Genomic DNA, 21,734 nt, shown 5'->3' with positions numbered 1-21,734 from the left:
TATCCTTTACCAGCGCCCTTTTTCTTTAAAAAAATCAAAAATTTCGGTATAATAGTCAAAGATAGTCAAGGTTCAAAGAAGGAGTTTGATTCACTATGAGATTTAAAAATACATCAGATCATATCGAAGCCTATATCAAGGCGATTTTAGACCAATCTGGTATCGTGGAATTGCAGCGGAGTCAGTTGGCGGATACCTTTCAGGTTGTGCCTAGTCAGATCAACTATGTCATCAAGACACGTTTTACTGAAAGCAGAGGTTACTTGGTTGAGAGCAAGCGTGGTGGCGGAGGCTACATTCGCATAGGGCGTATTGAGTTTTCCAGTCATCATGAGATGCTCCGCGATTTGCTTTACTCGATTGGTGAGCGAGTTAGTCAGGAGGTCTATGAGGATATTCTCCAGCTTTTGGTGGAGCAGGACCTGATGACAAAGCAGGAGATGACCTTGCTGGCATCAGTGGCAACGGATCGTGTCCTAGGGGAAGAATCTTCAGTTGTCCGTGCCAATATGCTCCGACAGCTATTACAAGAGGTAGATAGAAAAGAGAAGTAAGATGAACTATTCAAAAGCATTGAATGAATGTATCGAAAGTGCCTACATGGTTGCGAGCCATTTTGGAGCTCGTTATCTAGAGTCTTGGCATTTATTGATTGCCATGTCCAATCACAGTTATAGTGTGGCAGGTGCAACTCTAAATGATTATCCATACGAGATGGACCTTCTAGAAGAGGTTGCGTTGGAACTGACTGAAACGGACTATAGCCAAGACGAAACCTTTACAGAATTACCCTTTTCCCATCGTTTGGAAGTTCTCTTTGCAGAAGCAGAGTATGTGGCCTCAGTGGTCCACGCAAAGGTGCTAGGGACAGAGCATGTCCTCTATGCGATTTTGCATGACGGTAATGCCTTGGCGACACGCATCTTGGAGAGAGCAGGCTTTTCTTATGAGGACCAGAAAGATCAGGTCAGAATTGCTGCTCTTCGTCGCAATCTAGAAGAGCGTGCAGGATGGACAAGAGAAGATCTCAAGGCTTTGCGTCAACGTCATCGCACAGTAACTGACAAGCAAAATTCCATGGCCAATATGATGGGCATGCCTCAAGCTCAAAGTGGTGGTCTAGAGGATTACACGCATGACCTGACGGAGCAAGCGCGCTCTGGCAAGTTAGAACCAGTTATCGGTCGTGACAAGGAAATCTCGCGTATGATTCAGATTTTGAGTCGGAAGACCAAGAACAATCCTGTCTTGGTTGGAGATGCGGGTGTTGGGAAAACAGCTTTAGCACTTGGGCTTGCCCAGCGTATTGCTAGTGGGGACGTACCAGCTGAAATGGCAAAGATGCGCGTTTTAGAGCTCGATTTGATGAATGTCGTTGCGGGGACGCGTTTCCGTGGAGATTTTGAAGAGCGTATGAACAATATCATCAAGGACATCGAGGAAGATGGCAAAGTAATCCTCTTTATCGATGAACTCCATACCATCATGGGTTCTGGTAGTGGTATTGACTCGACTCTAGATGCGGCTAATATCTTGAAACCAGCCTTGGCTCGTGGAACTTTGAGAACGCTTGGTGCAACCACTCAGGAAGAATACCAAAAACACATCGAAAAAGATGCTGCCCTTTCTCGTCGGTTTGCCAAAGTGACGATTGAAGAGCCAAGTTTAGCTGACAGTATGATCATTTTGCAAGGTTTGAAGGCTACCTATGAGAAACACCATCGTGTGCAAATTACAGATGAAGCCGTTGAAACAGCTGTTAAGATGGCGCATCGTTACTTGACCAGTCGTCACTTACCAGACTCTGCCATCGATCTATTGGATGAAGCAGCAGCAACAGTGCAAAACAAATCCAAGCAGGTGAAAGCAGACGAATCCGACTTGAGTCCAGCTGACAAGGCTTTGATGGATGGCAAGTGGAAACAAGCTGCCCAGTTAATCGCAAAAGAGCAGGAAGTCCCTGTCTATAAAGACTTAGTAACAGAATCTGAAATTTTGACTACCTTGAGTCGTTTGTCAGGAATTCCAGTTCAAAAACTGACGCAGACTGATGCCAAGAAATACCTGAACTTGGAAGCGGAACTACACAAACGTGTCATCGGCCAAGATCAAGCTGTTTCAAGTATTAGCCGTGCCATTCGTCGCAATCAGTCAGGTATTCGTAGTCACAAGCGTCCGATTGGTTCCTTTATGTTCCTAGGGCCGACAGGAGTCGGTAAGACCGAATTGGCCAAGGCTCTGGCAGAAGTTCTCTTTGATGACGAATCAGCTCTTATCCGCTTTGATATGAGTGAGTATATGGAGAAATTCGCAGCTAGCCGTCTCAATGGAGCTCCTCCGGGCTATGTAGGCTACGAAGAAGGTGGGGAGTTGACCGAGAAGGTTCGCAACAAACCATATTCCGTTCTTCTATTTGACGAGGTAGAAAAGGCCCATCCAGATATCTTCAATGTCCTCTTGCAAGTCTTGGACGACGGTGTCTTGACAGATAGCAAGGGTCGTAAGGTGGACTTTTCAAATACCATTATCATCATGACGTCAAACCTCGGTGCGACGGCTCTTCGTGATGACAAGACGGTCGGCTTTGGGGCCAAGGATATTCGTTTTGACCAGGAAAATATGGAAAAACGAATCTTTGAAGAGTTGAAAAAAGCTTATCGACCAGAGTTTATCAACCGTATTGATGAAAAGGTGGTCTTCCATAGCTTAGATAGCAAACACATGCAAGAAATTGTCAAGATCATGGTTAAACCATTGATTGCTAGCCTAGCAGAGAAAGGCATCGACTTGAAACTGCAAGCTTCAGCGTTGAAGTTGCTAGCTAGCCAAGGTTATAATCCAGAAATGGGAGCTCGCCCACTTCGCAGAACACTGCAAACAGAGGTGGAAGACAAGCTAGCTGAGCTCCTCCTCAAGGGAGAACTGGTAGCAGGCAAGATTCTCAAGATTGGTGTCAAAGCTGGTCAATTAAAATTTGATATTGCTTAAAAATGGAGAGTCAGGAGTATTCCTGATTCTTTTTTTCTACTTTTTTATAAAAAATGATAAAAAACTATTGACAAAACAAAAATATAGCATATAATAAAAACATAGAAAATAAAAATATCAAAAACTATAAAAAGGTAAAACATTTATGAAAAAGAAAACAGCAGTGGTATTTGGGACCTTTGCCCCTCTCCATCAGGGGCATATCGATCTGATCCAGCGAGCAAAGCGTCAGTGTGATCAGGTCTGGGTAGTCGTGTCAGGCTACGAGGGAGACAGAGGGGAGCAGGTAGGTTTGAGTCTTCAAAAACGATTTCGCTATATCCGAGAGGCTTTTCGTGATGACGAATTGACCTCTGTCTGCAAGCTGGATGAGACCAACCTTCCCCGTTACCCTATGGGCTGGCAGGAGTGGTTGGACCAGATGTTAGCGGAGATTTCCTATGATGAAAACCAGCAAGAACTGATTTTCTTTGTGGGAGAAGCAGACTACCAGCAAGAACTAGCTAAACGTGGATTTGGCACCGTCTTGCAAGAAAGAAAGTTTGGTATCTCAGCGACTATGATTCGAGAAAATCCAAGCAAATATTGGAAATACATCGCTCAGCCCTTCCGTCGTCAGTTTACCAAGAAAGTCTTGATCATGGGAAGTGCCAGTAATGGGAAGACCACTCTAGCCAAGGATTTGGCAAGGTATTACGATGCGCCCGTTAGTCTGGAATACGCGCGTGAGTACCAGATCAAAAACAATGTCCGCGACGATGAATTGACTCCAAAGGATTACTACTATCTCCTGTTGGGACAGTATGACCAGACCTCCAAGTTAATCGACAGCAATGCCAATCGAGGCCTAGTGATAGCCGATACCAACTCCTTGGTAACCAAGGGCTACTATGACTATTACATGGAGACTGAGAACCAAGAGGATTTATCAGGAGAAACCTTTGACAATCTCTTTGTTTCGATCTTGGCCAAGGAAAAATGGGACTTGATTCTCTTTGTGCAGCCTGTTGGCTCCTATGTCAATGACGGGTTTAGAGATATGACCATGGCGGAAGACCACATTCGCTACAGTTTTTCCCAGCATTTGGACCAAATGAGGGAGCGATACTTAACCACCATTCCACTAGTTTATCTAGCGGAGGATTATCTAGGCAATTATGAAGCAGCAAAAGTGGCTATTGATGCCATTTACCAAGCAGATTAGGAGAAAAATATGAAAAAACTAACTGAAAAAATCACACAATTTATCGAAAACTTTAACAATGTCCATGCTGAAGCCCGCAAGATCAGTTTTGCAGGGATCATGCGCCTGCTCTGGAAAGATCTCTTTGTCGGCCGTAGCCTTGTCCAGTGGTTATACCTCATCGCCCTGTCAAGTGTTCCCTTGATCTTAGAGTTCACGCAAAATACAGAAAGCCATGACTGGCTGAGCTTGTTTGCATCCTGGACTGGGATTGTCTGTGTTATCTTGGTAGCAGAAGGGCGTGCAAGCAATTATCTCTTTGGGGCTATTAACTCGGCAATCTACTTGATCTTGGCCATGAATGCGACTTTTTATGGAGAAGTCTTGACGACTGTTTACTTCTTTGTCATGCAGCCGATTGGTCTCTATGCTTGGTTGTCCAATCGTATCAATGAACAGGAAAAGCCAGAAGAATCCCACTTTGAAGCTAAGAAATTATCTGTTCTTGACTGGCTCAAGTACTTGGTCTTGACTGCCATTATCTGGATTGGTATGGGCTTGGCTTATCAAAGTATCAATAGCGCTCGTCCTTTCCGTGATAGTGTTACTGATGCGACCAATGGTGTTGGTCAGCTCTTGATGACACGTCTCTACCGTGAGCAATGGATTTTCTGGATTGCAACCAATCTCTTTAGTATTTATCTCTGGTGGGGTGAAAATATCCACATCCAAGGGATGTACTGGGTTTACACACTCAATAGTCTAGTGGGATGGTATCAATGGACCAAGGCAGTTCGAAAGGAGGCATAAGATGGCAGAAACAAAGATTCCAGCCGGGATGACGGAAAAAGAATATTATGAAATCCATGCCAGTCAGGAGGAGTTTTTAGACTGGTACTACAAGCAGGAACTTCCTCAATACGAAAAACCAAGTGTGACAGTGGATATGGTAGCCTACTGCTTTGTCGAAGGAAAGATCAAGCTCCTGCTAATCCGTCGCAAGGCTCACCCTTATCAAAACTGTTTGGCTTTGGTTGGAGGCTTTATGGACAAGGGAGAAGATGCTGCACATGCCTGTCAGCGCGAGGTGAGAGAAGAAGTCAATCTCGATCTACCTTTGGAGAAAATCGAGCAATTGATGACGGTATCGACCCCCGGTCGTGATCCACGGGGCTGGACAGTGACCATTGCCCACTTAGTGTACCTACCTAGTCGTGCCTTAGACCTCGTTCAGGCAGGTGACGACGCCAAGGATGTGGTTTTTGTAGATGTCGATTTTCAGACAGGCAAATGCTACCTGTATGGAGTCGAGCTGGAGGAGCAAGCCTTCGCCTTTGACCATTATGCCATTATCCAAGAATCTATCAAACGAATTCAAGGCCGTCTCGACTGGAATCCGACTTTCCTTTATCTGCTGGAGGAGGAGTTCACTGTCTACGAGGGGACTGAACTGGTCAATCTCATCAACCCAGGTCGGCCCATCGTCAGCAATAACTTTCTCGTAAAATACGGCGAATATGTAGAAGAAGTCGGACTCAAACGAGTTCCTAAAAAGAAACCAAGAAAAACCTATCGATTGAAATAAAGAGGTCGGGACCAAAATCCCGACCTCTTTATTTATCATCATTTTTATGAATGGCTATCTTTCTTAGGATTACTCAACATGTGAGTAAAGAAGTCTTTATATCGATACTTGAGATAGTTCTCGTGCAAAAATAACAAAGCGATATAAACAATCAAAAAGATTGTAGTCAGATAGAAGACATCAAATGCAGTTCGCGCATAGTAAGTGGCTGATTGATAAGAGCCAATAGCTCCCAAAATCAACCAAGGAAGATACTTGTAATACTTATTTAGCATAAGAGTGCACCTCCTATATTCTATTTCAATGTTATTATATTCCTTTATCTAATACAATGCAAGCGATTACACAAAAGCGATGCAAAAAATAGGACTCTAATCTAAGAAATTTTCTATTTTTTCGTTTCAATTACGAATAGAAATAGTAGAGAGAAATTTTTTTAAAATAGTTTCTCTAAATAGTTGACAGATTCAAAGCTCAATGTTACAATTATATTACAAAAAGATTTCTTAACATTTCAAAAATGTTACAAAGGAGTAGAAAAATGAAAAAGAAAACCTATATCAAATTGATGGCAGCGACTGTATTGGCTTCTACCTTGCTACTGGGAGCTTGTGGAAATAAAAACGAAACCACTCAAACCAGCAGCTCTGCCAAGACAAGTCAATCATCAAGTTCTAAAGCAGCTTCTTCTAGCAAAGAAAGCAAGACACAAAAATCTTCAAGCTCAGCTTCATCTGAAAAGGCTCAGGCATCTTCTGGTCAGTCTTCTACAACGGCAGATCAGTCACAAGCGAAACCAGCACCTGAATCAAGACAAGAACAAGCAGCTTCTAGTCAACAAGCCCCATCTCAGGCACCTTCAACTCAGCAAGGTTCTCAAGCCCAGTCTAACCAGTCAGGCTATGATCCAACAACTGACCGCCAACTTCAAGACAAGCAAGCAGAACACAACAAACGCTACAAGGGTGTTTTAACCATGGTCGATGGTGATTTCTCAGCAGCTGCAGGCAACTGGAAGGGAGCAAATGGCGAAACTATTACGGTTTCATCAGGGGGCCAATTTACAGTAGAAACTGCAGATGGAAAGAAAGAAAACTATTCTATCAGAGGCTACTCTTACACCCTTGATGATGGCAAGTATAATGCCAAAATCGGTGGAGGAAAAATCATCCAAATTACAACAGGTGCGGATGGTAAAGTTTCGAGCGTTGCCTTGATTCAATAATAGTACCTAGGTTTTCCTAGGATCTAAAAAACCGTAAACTCCAAGTGAGTTACGGTTTTTTCTATTATGCTTTGTCTAATTGCAAGAGGGCTTCAATCTCTGCTAGGGTGCTAGCTTGTGAAATGGCTCCACGAAGTTTGGCAGCGCCAGATGTTCCCCGAAGGTAGTGAGGAGCGAGGCCGCGGAATTCACGAACGGCTACGTTTTCTCCTTTGAGGTTAATCAAGCGTTTCAAGTGCTCGTAGGCGATTTTCATCTTGTCTTCAAATGTCAAGTCAGGGAGAATTTCTCCAGTTTCAAAGTAGTGGTTGATTTGGTTGAAGAGGTAGGGGTTTCCCATGGCTGCGCGACCAATCATGACAGCGTCAGCCCCGACTTCTTCGATACGCTGTTTGGCTTCTTGGACCGTACGGATATCACCATTTGCGATAAATGGAATCTTGGTCAGAGCTTGAGCAACCTTGTGAAGGGTCTCGAGGTCTGCGTGACCTGTGTACATTTGTTCGCGGGTACGGCCATGCATAGCGAGAGCAGAAACACCTGCAGCTTCAGCAGCGAGGGCATTCTCCACGGCTAGGGATGGATCAGACCAGCCAGTACGCATTTTGACAGTGAGGGGGATATCAAGGACAGATTGGACCTTGTTGATAATAGAGTAGATCTTGTCTGGGTCCTTGAGCCACATAGCGCCAGCTTCATTCTTCACGATTTTGTTAACTGGGCAACCCATGTTGATATCGACGATATCAGTCTTGGTGTTTTCTTGGATGAATTCTGCTGCGCGTGCGAGGCTGTCTTCGTCGCTACCAAAGAGTTGGATAGAAACGGGGTTTTCGCCTTCATCGATGTGAAGCATGTGTAGAGTTTTTTCGTTGTTATATTGGATTCCCTTGTCAGAGACCATTTCCATTACAACGAGCCCCGCTCCGAGCTCTTTTGCGATGGTACGAAAGGCTGAGTTTGTCACGCCAGCCATGGGTGCTAAAACAGTACGATTGGGAATCTCAACATTGCCAATCATAAAAGGTGTATTAAGATTTGTCACGAATGAGTTCCTCCAGGTCGTTTTCATCAAAGTTATAAGTAGTTTGGCAGAATTGACAAGTGATTTCTGCCCCGTGGTCTTCCTCTTTCATTTCCTCCAGGTCTGAATTTGGAAGGCTGGCAAGAGCGTTCAAAAAGCGGTCTTTGCTGCAGTCACACTGGAAACGAATTTCTTCTTCAGATAGGCGTTTGTAGGATTCGTCACCATAGATAGCCTTGAGGAGGGCTTCGATATGGTCATCGCTTTCTAGAAGGGTTGAGATGGCTGGCATTTCTTGGATGCGTTTCTCAAAGCGGGCAATCTCTTCTTCCTTGGCCCCTGGCAATACTTGGAGAAGGAAACCTCCGGCAACTTTGACCTTGTCGTCTTTATCCAAAAGAACATTGAGGCCGACTGCTGAAGGGGTTTGTTGACTTTCTGTCAGGTAATAGGCCAAGTCTTCACCGATTTCCCCAGAGATGAGAGGAGTCATGGAGTTGTAGGGATTTCCAGTACCATAGTCTGTGATAACGAGGAATTGGCCATTGCCGACAAAAGGTCCAACGAGGACTTCACCCGTTGCAGTTTTTTTGATATCTACACCGGGATTTTGCACATAGCCTTTGACGTTGCCCTTGGTATCTGCGACTGTGATGATGGCACCGAGAGAGCTCGTTCCAAGAACTTTAACAGTTAGTTTGGTATTTCCTTTTTCATTGGCTGCGAGAATTTGGCTAGCGATAAGGGTGCGACCAAGTGCGACGGTTGAACTGGCTTGGGTTTGATGTTTTTCTTGAGCAGTGCGGACGGTTTCAGTGCTATCAAGGACAAAAGCACGAAAGGCTCCGCTTTCTGATATTGTTTTAATAATTTTATCCATAGCTACTATTTTAGCATAAAAATGCCCAAAGGGGGAGCTGTGTGTTTGCTGTTTCTGTGGAATAATGACGAGGAAATCAACCTTAAAATAAAATGAGAAACAGATTATTTCAGCATTTGAAAGATTTATGCTATGCTTGTAGGAGAAAATGAAAGGGGTAACAAATGTATTTAGGCGATTTGATGGAAAAAGCAGAATCTGGTCAATTTTTAGTCCTTTCCTTTCTATTACAAGATTCGCAGACAACAGTCAAGAAAGCCATGGAAGAAACAGGTTTTTCAAAGGCGACCTTAACTAAGTACATTTCTCTGATTAACGAAAATGCCTTGGAAAGAGGTTTAGAGCTGACCATCCACTTGGAAGATGAAAATCTGCGCTTGTCGATTGGTGCAGCTACCAAGGGGAGAGAGATTCGGAGCTTGTTTTTAGATAATGCCATTAAGTACCAAATTTTGGTTTACCTTCTCTATCACCAACAGTTTCTAGCTCATCAGTTGGCTCAAGAATTGATGATTAGCGAGGCCACGCTTGGTCGCAACTTAGCTGGTCTAAATCAGATTTTGTCAGAGTTTGACTTATCCATCCAAAATGGCCGTTGGCGAGGTCCGGAGCATCAGATTCGCTATTTCTATTTCTGCCTTTTTCGCAAGATTTGGTCCAGTCAGGAGTGGGAAGGTCACATGCAGAAAGCTGAGAGAAAACAAGAGATTGCTAGCTTAGAAGAAATCTGCGGTGCCAGCTTATCTTCGGGTCAGAAATTAGACTTGGTTCTCTGGAATCATATCAGTCAACAGCGCCTTCGGGTTAACGCCTGTCAGTTTCAAGTTATAGAAGAAAAAATGCGGGGGTATTTTGACAATATTTTCTATCTTCGTTTGCTTCGAAAGGCTCCGTCCTTTTTTGCTGGGCAACATATCCCTCTAGGAACTGAGGATGGTGAGATGATGGTATTCTTTTCATTTCTCCTTTCCCATCGTATCTTGCCCCTTCATACTATGGAGTATATTCTTGGTTTTGGAGGGCAATTAGCCGATTTGCTGACGCAATTGATTCAAGAGATGAAGAAAGAGGAGTTGCTGGGGGACTACACAGAGGACCATGTCACCTATGAACTCAGTCAGCTTTGTGGTCAAGTTTATCTCTACAAGGGCTATATCTTGCAAGATCAGTACAGATACCAGACAGAGAATCGCCATCCCTATTTGCTGATGGAACATGATTTTAGAGGGACTGCAGAGAGAATTTTTCATGCTATACCTGCCTTTCATCAGGGGACGGATTTGGATAAGAAAATTCTCTGGGAATGGCTCCAGTTGATAGAGTATATGGCAGAAAATGGTGGCCAACATATGAGGATTGGTCTGGATTTGACATCTGGTTTCCTTGTCTTTTCTAGGATGGCTGCCCTTTTGAAACGGTATTTGGAATACAATCGTTTTATTGCCATTGAAGCCTATGATCCCAGTCGACATTATGATTTGTTGATTACCAACAACCCTATTCATAAGAAAGAACAGACTCCGATCTATTATTTAAAAAACGACTTGGATATGGAGGATTTGGCAAAGATTCGTCAGATGCTCTTTGCCTAAAAGACCTGAGTTTTCAGGTCTTTTTTGTGAAATTCGCACAATCTCCTCACTTTTTTTTAAAATTTTAAAAAAATTGATAAACAAGAAAGCGCTTTATTTTGTATACTAGTTACTGTAAAGAGGGAACTCCCTCAAGATTTTATCAGGAGGACAGCACATGTCACAAGAAAAATACATCATGGCTATTGACCAGGGAACGACCAGTTCTCGTGCCATCATTTTTAACAAAAAAGGAGAAAAGGTCAGCTCTAGTCAAAAAGAGTTCACTCAGATTTTCCCTCAAGCAGGTTGGGTTGAGCACAATGCCAATGAAATTTGGAACTCGGTTCAGTCAGTTATTGCGGGTGCTTTCATCGAAAGTGGTGTGAAACCAAGTCAAATCGAGGCAATCGGAATTACCAACCAACGTGAAACTACTGTCGTCTGGGATAAGAAAACAGGACTCCCTATCTACAATGCTATCGTTTGGCAATCACGCCAAACTGCTCCTCTAGCTGAACAACTGAAAAGTCAAGGTTATGTGGAAAAATTCCATGAAAAGACTGGTTTGATCATCGATGCTTACTTCTCTGCTACCAAGGTTCGTTGGATTTTGGACCATGTAGAAGGTGCTCAAGAGCGAGCAGAAAAGGGTGAATTGCTCTTTGGTACCATTGATACTTGGTTGGTTTGGAAATTGACTGACGGCGCAGCTCACGTGACCGACTACTCAAACGCAGCTCGTACCATGCTCTATAACATCAAGGATCTTAAATGGGACGACGAGATTTTGGAAATCCTTAATATTCCTAAGGCTATGCTTCCAGAAGTTCGTTCTAACTCTGAAATCTACGGAAAGACAGCTCCATTCCATTTCTACGGTGGAGAAGTGCCAATTTCAGGTATGGCTGGGGACCAACAGGCAGCCCTCTTCGGTCAGTTGGCCTTTGAACCTGGTATGGTCAAGAATACTTATGGAACAGGTTCTTTCATCATTATGAATACTGGTGAAGAGATGCAGTTGTCTGAAAATAACCTTTTGACAACGATTGGTTATGGAATCAACGGTAAGGTTTATTATGCTTTGGAAGGTTCTATCTTTATTGCTGGAAGTGCCATTCAGTGGCTTCGCGATGGACTTCGCATGGTTGAAAATTCACCAGAGTCTGAAAAATATGCTCTCAATTCTCACAACAATGATGAAGTCTATGTCGTACCTGCCTTTACAGGTCTAGGGGCTCCATACTGGAACCAAAATGCTCGTGGTTCGGTCTTTGGTTTAACTCGTGGAACAAGCAAAGAAGACTTTATCAAGGCAACTTTGCAATCTATCGCTTATCAAGTACGTGACATCATTGACACCATGCAAGTGGATGCTCAGACAGCTATTCAAGTCCTCAAAGTTGACGGCGGTGCAGCTATGAACAACTTCCTCATGCAGTTCCAGGCTGACATTTTGGGAATCGATATTGCCCGCGCTAAAAACTTGGAAACAACTGCCCTCGGTGCAGCCTTCCTAGCTGGTTTGGCAGTGGGTTACTGGAAGGATTTGGACGAGTTGAAACTCTTGAACGAGACAGGAGAACTCTTTGAGCCATCCATGAACGAATCGCGCAAGGAACAACTCTACAAGGGATGGAAGAAGGCTGTGAAAGCAACGCAAGTCTTTGCGGAAATCGACGACTAATACTGTTTCTTGATGCAATGATCAGCTTAAGAATAAAGCGACTCAGTTAGAAAGTGTGTAAATATGGAATTTTCAAAGAAAACACGTGAATTATCAATTAAAAAAATGCAGGAACGCACCCTGGACCTTTTGATTATCGGTGGGGGGATTACAGGAGCTGGTGTAGCTTTGCAGGCAGCAGCCAGTGGTCTTGATACTGGTTTGATTGAAATGCAGGACTTCGCAGAAGGAACATCTAGCCGTTCAACAAAATTGGTCCACGGAGGTCTGCGTTATCTCAAACAATTCGACGTGGAAGTAGTGTCAGATACAGTTTCTGAACGTGCAGTAGTCCAACAAATCGCCCCACATATTCCAAAACCAGATCCAATGCTCTTGCCAGTTTACGATGAAGATGGAGCGACCTTTAGCCTTTTCCGTCTCAAAGTAGCCATGGACTTGTACGACCTTTTGGCAGGTGTTAGCAATACACCAGCTGCTAACAAGGTCTTGAGCAAGGATCAAGTCTTGGAACGCCAGCCAAACTTGAAGAAAGAAGGCTTGGTAGGAGGTGGGGTTTATCTTGACTTCCGTAATAACGATGCGCGTCTCGTGATTGAAAACATCAAACGTGCCAACCAAGACGGTGCTCTCATTGCCAACCACGTTAAGGCAGAAGGCTTCCTCTTTGACGAAAGCGGCAAGATTACAGGTGTTGTAGCTCGTGATTTGTTGACAGACCAAGTCTTTGAAATCAAGGCTCGTCTGGTTATCAACACGACAGGTCCTTGGAGCGACAAGGTACGTAATTTGTCCAATCAGGGAACCCAATTCTCACAAATGCGTCCAACTAAGGGAGTTCACTTGGTAGTGGATTCAAGCAAGATCAAGGTTTCACAGCCGGTTTACTTTGACACAGGTTTGGGAGACGGGCGTATGGTCTTTGTTCTCCCACGTGAAAACAAGACTTACTTTGGTACAACGGATACAGACTACACAGGTGATTTGGAACATCCAAAAGTGACGCAGGAAGATGTAGATTATCTGCTTGGCATTGTAAACAACCGCTTCCCAGAAGCAAATATCACAATTGACGATATCGAAAGCAGCTGGGCTGGTCTTCGTCCATTGATTGCAGGCAATAGCGCTTCTGACTACAATGGAGGAAATAACGGAACCATTAGCGATGAGAGCTTCAATAGCTTGATTGCGACTGTCGAAGCTTATCTCTCGAAAGAAAAAACGCGTGAAGATGTTGAATCTGCTGTCAGCAAGCTTGAAAGCAGCACATCTGAGAAACATTTGGATCCATCTGCAGTTTCTCGTGGTTCGAGCTTGGACCGTGATGATAATGGCCTCTTGACCCTTGCTGGTGGTAAAATCACAGACTACCGTAAGATGGCTGAAGGAGCTATGGAGCGCGTAGTCGATATCCTCAAAGCAGAATTTGACCGTAGCTTTAAACTGATCAACTCGAAGACTTATCCTGTTTCAGGTGGAGAATTGAACCCAGCAAATGTGGATTCAGAAATCGAAGCCTTTGCTCAACTTGGAGTTTCACGTGGTTTGGATAGCAAGGAAGCTCACTATCTCGCAAATCTTTACGGTTCAAATGCACCGAAGGTCTTCGCCCTTGCTCACAGCTTGGAACAGGCGCCAGGACTCAGCTTGGCAGACACCTTGTCCCTTCACTATGCAATGCGCAATGAATTGGCTCTTAGCCCAGTTGACTTCCTCCTTCGCCGTACCAACCACATGCTCTTCATGCGTGATAGTTTAGATAGCATCGTTGAGCCAGTTCTGGATGAAATGGGACGATTCTATGATTGGACTGAAGAAGAAAAAGCAGCCTACCATGCGGATGTCGAAGCAGCTCTTGCTCAAAACGATTTAGCAGAACTAAAAAATTAAGAAAAACTAGAAGAGAGGGAGGGCAGCATTCCTTGTCGCTCGCCCCTTCTTTTAAATGGAGACAAAGATATGATGAAAGAATTATTTGGAGAATTTTTGGGGACCTTAATCCTGATCCTCCTAGGAAATGGTGTTGTTGCAGGTGTGGTTCTTCCCAAAACCAAGAGCAACAATTCAGGATGGATTGTGATTACTATGGGATGGGGAATTGCTGTAGCTGTTGCAGCCTTTGTATCTGGCACGCTCAGCCCAGCCCACCTAAATCCAGCTGTGACGTTTGCTATGGCCTTAAAAGGAACGCTCTCTTGGGCTTCTGTTTTCCCTTATATCCTAGCCCAATTCGCAGGAGCGATGGTGGCTCAGATTCTGGTTTGGTTGCAATTCAAACCACACTATGAGGCGGAAGAAAACGCAGGAAATATCCTAGCGACATTTAGTACTGGACCAGCCATCAAGAACACAGTATCGAACTTGGTTAGCGAAATCCTTGGAACTTTTGTTTTGCTCTTGACAATCTTTGCCTTGGGACTCTATGACCTTCAAGCCGGTTTAGGGACTTTTGCAGTAGGGACCTTGATTGTCGGTATCGGCCTTTCACTAGGTGGGACAACGGGTTATGCCTTGAACCCAGCTCGTGACCTAGGACCTCGTATCATGCACAGCATCTTGCCAATTCCAAACAAGGGAGACGGGGACTGGTCTTATGCTTGGATTCCTGTTGTAGGACCTATTGTTGGTGCGGCCCTAGCAGTTCTCGTATTTTCACTTTTCTAAGATAAAAGAGTGATTGGCAACAGAGTTTGAGATGAAAATCTCAGGCTCTTTTTTGATGGGCAAAACATTAATATTTTAACTTATCTTAAAATAAGCTAAAACCAATTTTTAAGTTATGGTAAACAGTTGAAAAAAAGGTTGATAAAGTGGTAAAATGTTAGGAAGATAAGATGCTAACAATACGTACTGATAGTTAATAGAAACAATATATTAATGGATAGCTTATGAAAAAACAACGAAATTTACATGTATTCTTAGGCCGGACGGCTCTATATTTTGTAATCTTACTTGGTTTGCTTTATTTTTTTAGTTACCTTGGTCAGAGCCAAGGCACCTTTATTTATAATGAGTTCTAGTTTAAAGGAGAAGAGGAACAGTGTCTAATAAACCGATAAAAGATATGATTGAAACGATTGAGCACTTTGCTCAAACGCAACCAACATATCCTGTCTACAATGTTTTAGGCCAAGAACATACTTATGGTGATCTGAAGGCTGATTCGGATAGTTTGGCTGCAGCTATCGACCAACTAGGCTTACCTGAGAAATCTCCAGTCGTCGTTTTTGGCGGACAGGAATATGAGATGCTGGCTACCTTTGTTGCGCTGACTAAGTCGGGACATGCCTACATTCCAATTGATAGCCATTCGGCCTTGGAACGAGTTTCTGCTATCGTAGAAGTTGCAGAGCCAAGCTTGATTATTGCTATCTCAGATTTTCCATTAGAGCAAACTAGCACACTGATGCTGAATTTAAAGCAAGTCCATGAAGCTTTTGCTCAAGCTTCCAGCTACGAGATGACCCATCCAGTCAAGGGAGATGACAACTACTACATCATCTTTACTTCTGGAACGACTGGTAAGCCTAAGGGAGTGCAGATCTCCCATGATAATCTCCTCAGCTTTACCAACTGGATGATTACAGATAAAGAGTTTGCGACGCCAAGTCGTCCACAAATGCTGGCTCAGCCCCCTTATTCTTTTGACCTATCTGTCATGTACTGGGCACCGACCTTAGCACTGGGTGGTACACTTTTCGCTCTTCCATCTGCCATTACTCAGGACTTCAAAAAACTCTTTGCGACGATTTTTTCCTTGCCAATCGCTATCTGGACATCAACACCGTCCTTTGCAGATATGGCCATGTTATCAGAAGACTTTAACAGTGAGAAATTGCCTGGCATCACGCATTTCTACTTTGATGGTGAAGAATTGACGGTCAAAACAGCTCAAAAACTACGTGAGCGATTCCCAAATGCTCGTATTATCAATGCCTACGGTCCAACAGAAGCGACAGTAGCCCTGTCAGCAGTTGCCGTGACAGACGAGATGTTGAAGACTCTCAAACGCCTGCCAATCGGCTATACCAAGGCGGATTCTCCGACCTTTGTCATTGATGAGGAAGGTAAGAAAGTTCCGAATGGTGAACAGGGAGAAATCATTGTTTCTGGGCCAGCTGTTTCAAAAGGCTATATGAATAATCCTGAAAAAACGGCAGAAGCTTTCTTTGAGTTCGAAGGTCTTCCAGCCTACCACACAGGGGATGTAGGAACCATGACAGATGAGGGCTTGCTTCTCTATGGTGGACGCATGGATTTCCAGATTAAGTTTAATGGTTATCGCATTGAGCTTGAAGATGTCTCTCAAAACCTCAACAAGTCTCGCTATATCGAGTCGGCAGTTGCTGTCCCACGTTATAACAAGGACCACAAGGTACAAAATCTACTGGCCTATGTCATCCTAAAGGACGGTGTCCGTCAGCAGTTTGAACGCGATATCGATATTACCAAGGCTATCAAGGAAGACCTAGCAGATATCATGATGTCTTATATGATGCCGTCTAAGTTTCTCTATCGAGACAGTTTACCACTAACACCTAATGGTAAAATTGATATCAAGGGTTTGATTAACGAGGTAAACAGCCGATGATGGAGCTTTATAAACAGCTACCTCATTTGGAACCTTATGGTGATCTTCAGTACTTTTTATACGTAATTGCTGCGACTTTACCTATCTTTATTGGTCTTTTTTTCAAGAAACGTTTTGCCTTGTACGAGGTGCTCGTTAGTCTCTTTTTTATCGTCACCATGTTGGTCGGTGGAAAGACGAATCAAATAAGCGCTCTTATCTTTTATGTTATCTGGCAAGTACTTCTTGTATCTTTCTACAGAAGGTACAGGAAACAACGGGATAGTAAATGGATATTTTACCTGGTTAGCTTTCTATCCCTATTGCCTATCGTCTTTGTGAAAGTATCTCCTGCTATTCATGGACCTCAATCTTTGTTTGGCTTTTTAGGGATTTCTTACTTAACTTTTCGTGCAGTTGGGGTTATCGTTGAGTTGAGAGACGGTGTTATCAAGGATTTAACGATTTGGCAATTCTTACGTTTTCTTCTCTTTATGCCGACTTTCTCAAGTGGCCCCATTGATCGTTTCAAACGCTTCAATGAAAATTACGAGACCATTCCTGAACGGGATAAGTTGATGGACATGCTAGAAGAGGCTGTCAAATATATCATGCTTGGCTTCCTCTACAAGTTTATCTTGGCTCACATTTTAGGAGAGACATTATTGCCTCCGCTGAAAAATTTGGCCTTGCAGACAGGTGGTTTCTTTAATCTCTACGCTTTAGCGGTCATGTACACCTTTGGTCTGGAGCTCTTCTTTGACTTTGCGGGCTACTCTATGTTTGCCTTAGCTATTTCAAACTTGATGGGTATTCATAGTCCTATCAACTTTAACAAGCCCTTTTTGTCAAGGGATTTAAAAGAGTTTTGGAATCGCTGGCACATGAGTCTGTCTTTCTGGTTCCGTGATTTCGTCTTTATGCGGATGGTCATGGTGTTGACCAGAAAGAAGGTCTTTAAAAATCGCAATGTGACCTCAAGTGTAGCCTATATTCTCAATATGCTGATTATGGGATTTTGGCATGGTGTGACCTGGTACTACATCGCCTATGGACTTTTTCATGGGATTGGGCTAGTCATCAATGATGCATGGCTTCGTAAGAAAAAAGCACTCAATAAAGAACGGAAAAAAGCTGGAAAGGGTTCCTTACCTGAGAATCGCTGGATTCAGTTGCTTGGCATGGTTGTCACCTTCCATGTCGTGATGGTTTCATTCTTAATCTTTTCTGGATTTTTGAATGATTTATGGTTTAAAAAATAAAAGGATATAAAAAATGGATATCAAATCAGAAGTTATTGAAATTATTGATGAGTTGTTTATGGAAGATGTTTCTGACATGATGGATGAAGATCTTTTTGATGCCGGTGTCTTGGATAGCATGGGAACGGTTGAATTGATTGTTGAGATTGAAAACCGTTTTGACATTCGTGTTCCAGTGACGGAGTTCGGTCGTGATGACTGGAATACGGCTAATAAAATCGTAGCAGGTATTACGGAGTTGAAGAATGCTTAAACGCTTGTGGCTGATCTTCGGGCCTATCTTCATTGCTGGATTTTTGGTTCTTCTACTCATCTTTTTTTATCCAAGTACAACAAGCCATAATCTGACGGAGGAGAAATACTCGGCGGCTTCTGTTAGTGCAGAGAGTTTTAAAGAGAGAAGCCAAAAAGTAAGGGCTCTTACGGATCCAAATATGCGTTTTATTCCTTTTCTAGGGTCCAGTGAATGGATTCGATTTGATAGTGTCCATCCAGCTGTTTTAGCAGAAAAATACCATCGTCCCTATCGTCCTTATTTTCTAGGTCAAGCAGGAGCAGCCTCTCTCAATCAATATTTTGGTCTACAGCAAATTTTGCCAGAAATAGAGAATAAGCAGGCTGTATTTGTGATTTCGCCTCAGTGGTTTACGGAGACAGATTATGAACCCGCAGCGTTTCAGAGATTTTTTAACAGTGACCAATTGACAGCTTTTTTGGGAAATCAATCTGGTGACATTGCTGCAAAGCATGCGGCTATTCGATTGTTAAAGCAGAATCCTAATGTTGCATTAAAAAACATTGTTCAAAAACTGTCAAAGGGTGAAGAATTATCAGATGTTGATCAGGTTGCTATTGATATTTTTGCGCGATTCAACGAAAAACAATCCGCTCTCTTTGGACAATTCTCCATTCGAGGACAACTCAAGTACAAGGAACACGTGGAGAACTATTTAAAAGATCTTCCGGATCAATTTTCTTATGATGAGTTAGAAAAAATTGTTCGTAAGGACGCAGAAGCAAATACGACCAATAACGATATGGGGATGGAAAATCATTTCTATACGAGAGAGATTCAAAAGGATTTAAAAAAATGGGAAGGATATCAAAAAAATTACAACTTCCTCAAGTCCTCTGAGTACAATGATTTGCAGCTGGTCCTCAATCAATTTGCTAAGTCGAATGTCAATGTGCTCTTTGTCATTCAGCCGGTTAACAAGAAGTGGATGGAGTACACAGGGCTCAGCGAAGAGATGTACCAACATGCAGTGGAGAAAATTCGTTACCAATTAGAGAGTCAGGGTTTTACCAATATTGCTGATTTTTCAAAAAATGGAGGGGACCCTTATTTTGTTAAAGATACCATTCATCTAGGATGGTTAGGTTGGCTAGCTTTTGATAAGGTTGTCAATCCTTTCTTGACGGATCCGAAACCAGCTCCAGACTACAAGATGAATGACCGCTTCTTTAGCAAGGACTGGGCGACCTATGATGGGAATATCAAAGATTTCCAATAAAAAGAGTTAAAAGTTTGGGATTTGAACCCAGACTTTTTTGTTTAAATGGCGAATATTTAAGATAAAAATAGGTCAAAAGTTTCAAAATTTTTAGAAATAGCGTATAATATAAAAGAGAAAAAGAAAAGAAAGGGATTTTAAAATGAACAAACGTTCTTTGATACCTGTCTTGTCGACAGCCCTGTTAGCTCCAGCCTTCTTAGCTGGACAAGTCTATGCTGAAGAAGCAACGACTCCTGCAGAAAGTTCAGCTGTTGTAGCGACTCCTGCTACGTCGGCGACTCCAGCTCCTGTTGAGAGCCCTGCGGTACCGGAAACTTCGGCAACTTCAGAAGCGGTTGCACCTGCAGAAACTCCGACAGCTCCTGCTGAATCTCCTAAAAGCGAAGAAAAGGACACCGTTATCTTACACACCAATGATGTCCATGGTCGTATTGTAGAGGAAAAGGGAGTAATTGGAGATGCCAAGTTAGCGACTGTCATTGAGCAGGAGCGTGCAAAATCAAATCAAAATACTCTGGTTGTTGATGCGGGAGACGCTTTCCAAGGTTTACCGATTTCCAACTCTACGAAGGGTGAAGCACGCGCTGAAATTCTCAATCAGATGCAGTATGATGCCATGGCAGTAGGAAACCATGAGTTTGACTTTGGTTTGGACGAAGCTAAGAAATACAAGGAAATCTTGAAATTCCCATTACTTAGCTCAAACACCTATGTCAATGGAGCTCGTCTTTTTGAAGCTTCCACAATCGTTGATAAAGATAAGACAGTGGATGGTGATGAATTTGTTGTAATCGGTGTGACAACACCTGAAACTGCTACAAAAACCCACCCTAAAAACATTAAAGGGATAACTTTTACAGATCCAATCTCTGAAGTCAATAAGGTCATCGAAGAAGTTCAAGCTAAGGCTCGTGCAGAAGGTAAGGACTACAAACACTATGTTGTGCTCGCTCACTTGGGTGTGGATACCACAACTCCAGTCGAGTGGCGTGGTTCAACCTTGGCAGAAGCTCTCTCTAAAAATCCTCGTCTCAAAGGCAAACGTGTGACAGTTATTGATGGGCATTCTCATACAGTAGCTTCCACAACTTATGGCGATAATGTTACCTATAATCAAACAGGAAGTTACCTTCATAATGTTGGGAAAGTTATCTACAAATCACGTCAGCTTTTGGGCAATCCAACTCAGATTCCGGCTGCTGATGCTAAAAAATTACCAGCCAATCCAACAGTTGAAAAACTAGTCAAAGATATTAAACAAAAATACGATGCTGAAAATGCAGTTGAGATTGTTTCAAACAGCCCTGTAGAACTAAACGGTAATCGTGAAAATGTTCGGGTTCGTGAAACTAACCTCGGAAACGTCGTGGCAGACTCTCTCTATCAATATGGTCAAACAGGATTTAGCCATCCGACAGACATCGCTGTGACAAATGGTGGTGGCTTGCGTGAAACCATTGCAAAAGGCAAACCAATCACTAAAGGAAATGTCATTGCCGTTCTTCCATTTGGAAATACCATTTCACAAATCCAAGTGACGGGGCAACAAGTTTTGGATATGTTTGAAAAGTCACTCGGATCTATCTTGCAGGTCGATAAGGATGGCAGGAAGGTCTTGGATGAGAACGGGCAACCATTGTTAGAGCCAAGTGGTGGTTTCTTGCAAGTTTCGGGTGTGAAGGTTTACTATGATACCAACCTACCATCAGGCAAACGTGTCTTGGCCATCCAGGTCAAAAACCGCACGACTGGTCGTTATGATCTCCTAGACCTCGCAAAAACTTACTATCTTGCAACCAATGATTTCTTAGCTGCGGGTGGTGATGGATACACTATGTTGGGTGGTGCGCGTGAAGAAGGTCCTTCTATGGATGCAGCCTTTGAAGAGTATCTGAAGACTGCTGATTTGACCCAGTATGAAAAGATCAATCCGAACTCACGGACGATTTCTGTGGATTCTACAACTTTTAGTCTGCCGGTAGAAACGCCTCAAACGAATGCGGCTGCTAATGATGCGACTACAAATGTACCATTGACTTATGAGGTGGCAGGTCAATTTAGCAAGAAGGCGGTTGTCTCAGAAAAAGCTCTCCCAAATACAGGAAGTGAACAGTCCATCTTCTTGCTCTTGATGGGAATGGTAGCTGGTTTGGCAGGTATCTTATCGAGTCGAAAACCAAAGCAAAAATAGGTTAAATTTTACATCTAGAAGAGTCTAGGGAAACGTTTTTACGCCTTTTTC

The 21,734-nt window shown here is 43.2% G+C and carries 19 protein-coding genes; 16 read left to right on the top strand and 3 right to left on the bottom strand.

Annotated features, from left to right (window positions below; all coding sequences use genetic code 11):
- Positions 1-95: 95 nt before the first annotated feature.
- The 5 genes from MP387_RS08885 to MP387_RS08865 all read left to right on the top strand — a co-directional run bounded on the left by MP387_RS08885 (position 96) and on the right by MP387_RS08865 (position 5,756).
- On the top strand, positions 96-554 hold the full coding sequence (locus MP387_RS08885) for a CtsR family transcriptional regulator (RefSeq protein WP_242746521.1): 459 nt from the start codon (positions 96-98) through the stop codon (positions 552-554).
- A gap of 1 nt (position 555) precedes the next feature.
- Positions 556-2,988, top strand: a complete 2,433-nt coding sequence (locus MP387_RS08880) for an ATP-dependent Clp protease ATP-binding subunit (protein WP_242746519.1) — start codon at positions 556-558, stop codon at positions 2,986-2,988.
- Positions 2,989-3,133: 145 nt separating this feature from the next.
- Complete coding sequence (locus tag MP387_RS08875) at positions 3,134-4,192, top strand: AAA family ATPase (protein WP_242746517.1); 1,059 nt, start codon at positions 3,134-3,136, stop codon at positions 4,190-4,192.
- 9 nt (positions 4,193-4,201) lie between these two features.
- Complete coding sequence (gene pnuC, locus MP387_RS08870) at positions 4,202-4,981, top strand: nicotinamide riboside transporter PnuC (protein WP_242746515.1); 780 nt, start codon at positions 4,202-4,204, stop codon at positions 4,979-4,981.
- Between the two features lies 1 nt (position 4,982).
- The gene (locus MP387_RS08865) at positions 4,983-5,756 is read left to right on the top strand and encodes an NUDIX domain-containing protein (protein WP_242746512.1); all 774 of its coding nucleotides are present in this window, start codon (positions 4,983-4,985) and stop codon (positions 5,754-5,756) included.
- Positions 5,757-5,800: 44 nt separating this feature from the next.
- Here the strand turns inward: MP387_RS08865 and MP387_RS08860 are convergent, their stop codons facing one another.
- Positions 5,801-6,031 (bottom strand): hypothetical protein, encoded by a 231-nt coding sequence (locus MP387_RS08860; protein ID WP_000933129.1) that lies wholly within the window; start codon positions 6,029-6,031, stop codon positions 5,801-5,803.
- Positions 6,032-6,297: 266 nt separating this feature from the next.
- On the opposite strand from MP387_RS08860, the gene MP387_RS08855 reads away from it, so the two are divergent.
- Complete coding sequence (locus tag MP387_RS08855; protein WP_242746509.1) at positions 6,298-6,981, top strand: hypothetical protein; 684 nt, start codon at positions 6,298-6,300, stop codon at positions 6,979-6,981.
- A gap of 64 nt (positions 6,982-7,045) precedes the next feature.
- Here MP387_RS08855 and dusB read toward each other — a convergent pair whose 3' ends face one another.
- Both dusB and hslO read right to left on the bottom strand, forming a co-directional pair.
- Entirely contained in the window at positions 7,046-8,026 is a 981-nt protein-coding gene (gene dusB, locus MP387_RS08850) for a tRNA dihydrouridine synthase DusB (RefSeq protein ID WP_000183317.1), read from the bottom strand.
- Entirely contained in the window at positions 8,013-8,885 is an 873-nt protein-coding gene (gene hslO, locus MP387_RS08845) for an Hsp33 family molecular chaperone HslO (RefSeq protein WP_139659048.1), read from the bottom strand. Before hslO ends, dusB begins: the two co-directional genes overlap by 14 nt.
- Before the next feature lie 164 nt (positions 8,886-9,049).
- Between hslO and MP387_RS08840 the strand changes: the two genes are divergently transcribed.
- The 10 genes from MP387_RS08840 (at position 9,050) to nt5e (ending at position 21,683) form a co-directional block, all read left to right on the top strand.
- Entirely contained in the window at positions 9,050-10,477 is a 1,428-nt protein-coding gene (locus tag MP387_RS08840) for an AcpB/EbpR/MafR family transcriptional regulator (protein WP_242746506.1), read from the top strand.
- Positions 10,478-10,634: 157 nt separating this feature from the next.
- Positions 10,635-12,143 (top strand): glycerol kinase GlpK, encoded by a 1,509-nt coding sequence (glpK, locus tag MP387_RS08835; RefSeq protein WP_000076793.1) that lies wholly within the window; start codon positions 10,635-10,637, stop codon positions 12,141-12,143.
- A gap of 63 nt (positions 12,144-12,206) precedes the next feature.
- Complete coding sequence (glpO, locus tag MP387_RS08830) at positions 12,207-14,033, top strand: type 1 glycerol-3-phosphate oxidase (protein ID WP_242746503.1); 1,827 nt, start codon at positions 12,207-12,209, stop codon at positions 14,031-14,033.
- Positions 14,034-14,102: 69 nt separating this feature from the next.
- Entirely contained in the window at positions 14,103-14,807 is a 705-nt protein-coding gene (locus tag MP387_RS08825) for an MIP/aquaporin family protein (RefSeq protein ID WP_049490531.1), read from the top strand.
- 224 nt (positions 14,808-15,031) lie between these two features.
- Positions 15,032-15,163, top strand: coding sequence for a teichoic acid D-Ala incorporation-associated protein DltX (locus MP387_RS08820; protein WP_008276434.1), 132 nt, complete (start codon positions 15,032-15,034; stop codon positions 15,161-15,163).
- A 20-nt stretch (positions 15,164-15,183) separates the two neighbouring features.
- Positions 15,184-16,734, top strand: a complete 1,551-nt coding sequence (dltA, locus tag MP387_RS08815) for a D-alanine--poly(phosphoribitol) ligase subunit DltA (protein ID WP_242746501.1) — start codon at positions 15,184-15,186, stop codon at positions 16,732-16,734.
- Entirely contained in the window at positions 16,731-17,975 is a 1,245-nt protein-coding gene (gene dltB / locus MP387_RS08810; RefSeq protein ID WP_242746498.1) for a D-alanyl-lipoteichoic acid biosynthesis protein DltB, read from the top strand. The genes dltA and dltB overlap by 4 nt, the downstream gene beginning before the upstream one ends.
- Positions 17,976-17,988: 13 nt before the next feature.
- Positions 17,989-18,228, top strand: coding sequence for a D-alanine--poly(phosphoribitol) ligase subunit DltC (gene dltC / locus MP387_RS08805; RefSeq protein ID WP_000351968.1), 240 nt, complete (start codon positions 17,989-17,991; stop codon positions 18,226-18,228).
- Positions 18,221-19,489, top strand: coding sequence for a D-alanyl-lipoteichoic acid biosynthesis protein DltD (gene dltD, locus MP387_RS08800; RefSeq protein WP_242746495.1), 1,269 nt, complete (start codon positions 18,221-18,223; stop codon positions 19,487-19,489). The genes dltC and dltD overlap by 8 nt, the downstream gene beginning before the upstream one ends.
- A gap of 142 nt (positions 19,490-19,631) precedes the next feature.
- On the top strand, positions 19,632-21,683 hold the full coding sequence (gene nt5e, locus MP387_RS08795; protein WP_242746490.1) for a cell surface ecto-5'-nucleotidase Nt5e: 2,052 nt from the start codon (positions 19,632-19,634) through the stop codon (positions 21,681-21,683).
- Positions 21,684-21,734: the final 51 nt, after the last annotated feature.

Source organism: Streptococcus oralis (genome assembly GCF_022749195.1).
Taxonomy (GTDB): domain Bacteria; phylum Bacillota; class Bacilli; order Lactobacillales; family Streptococcaceae; genus Streptococcus; species Streptococcus oralis_CI.
Note: the sequence above shows the minus strand (reverse complement) of the source record. Positions and strands in the feature narration are given on the sequence as shown.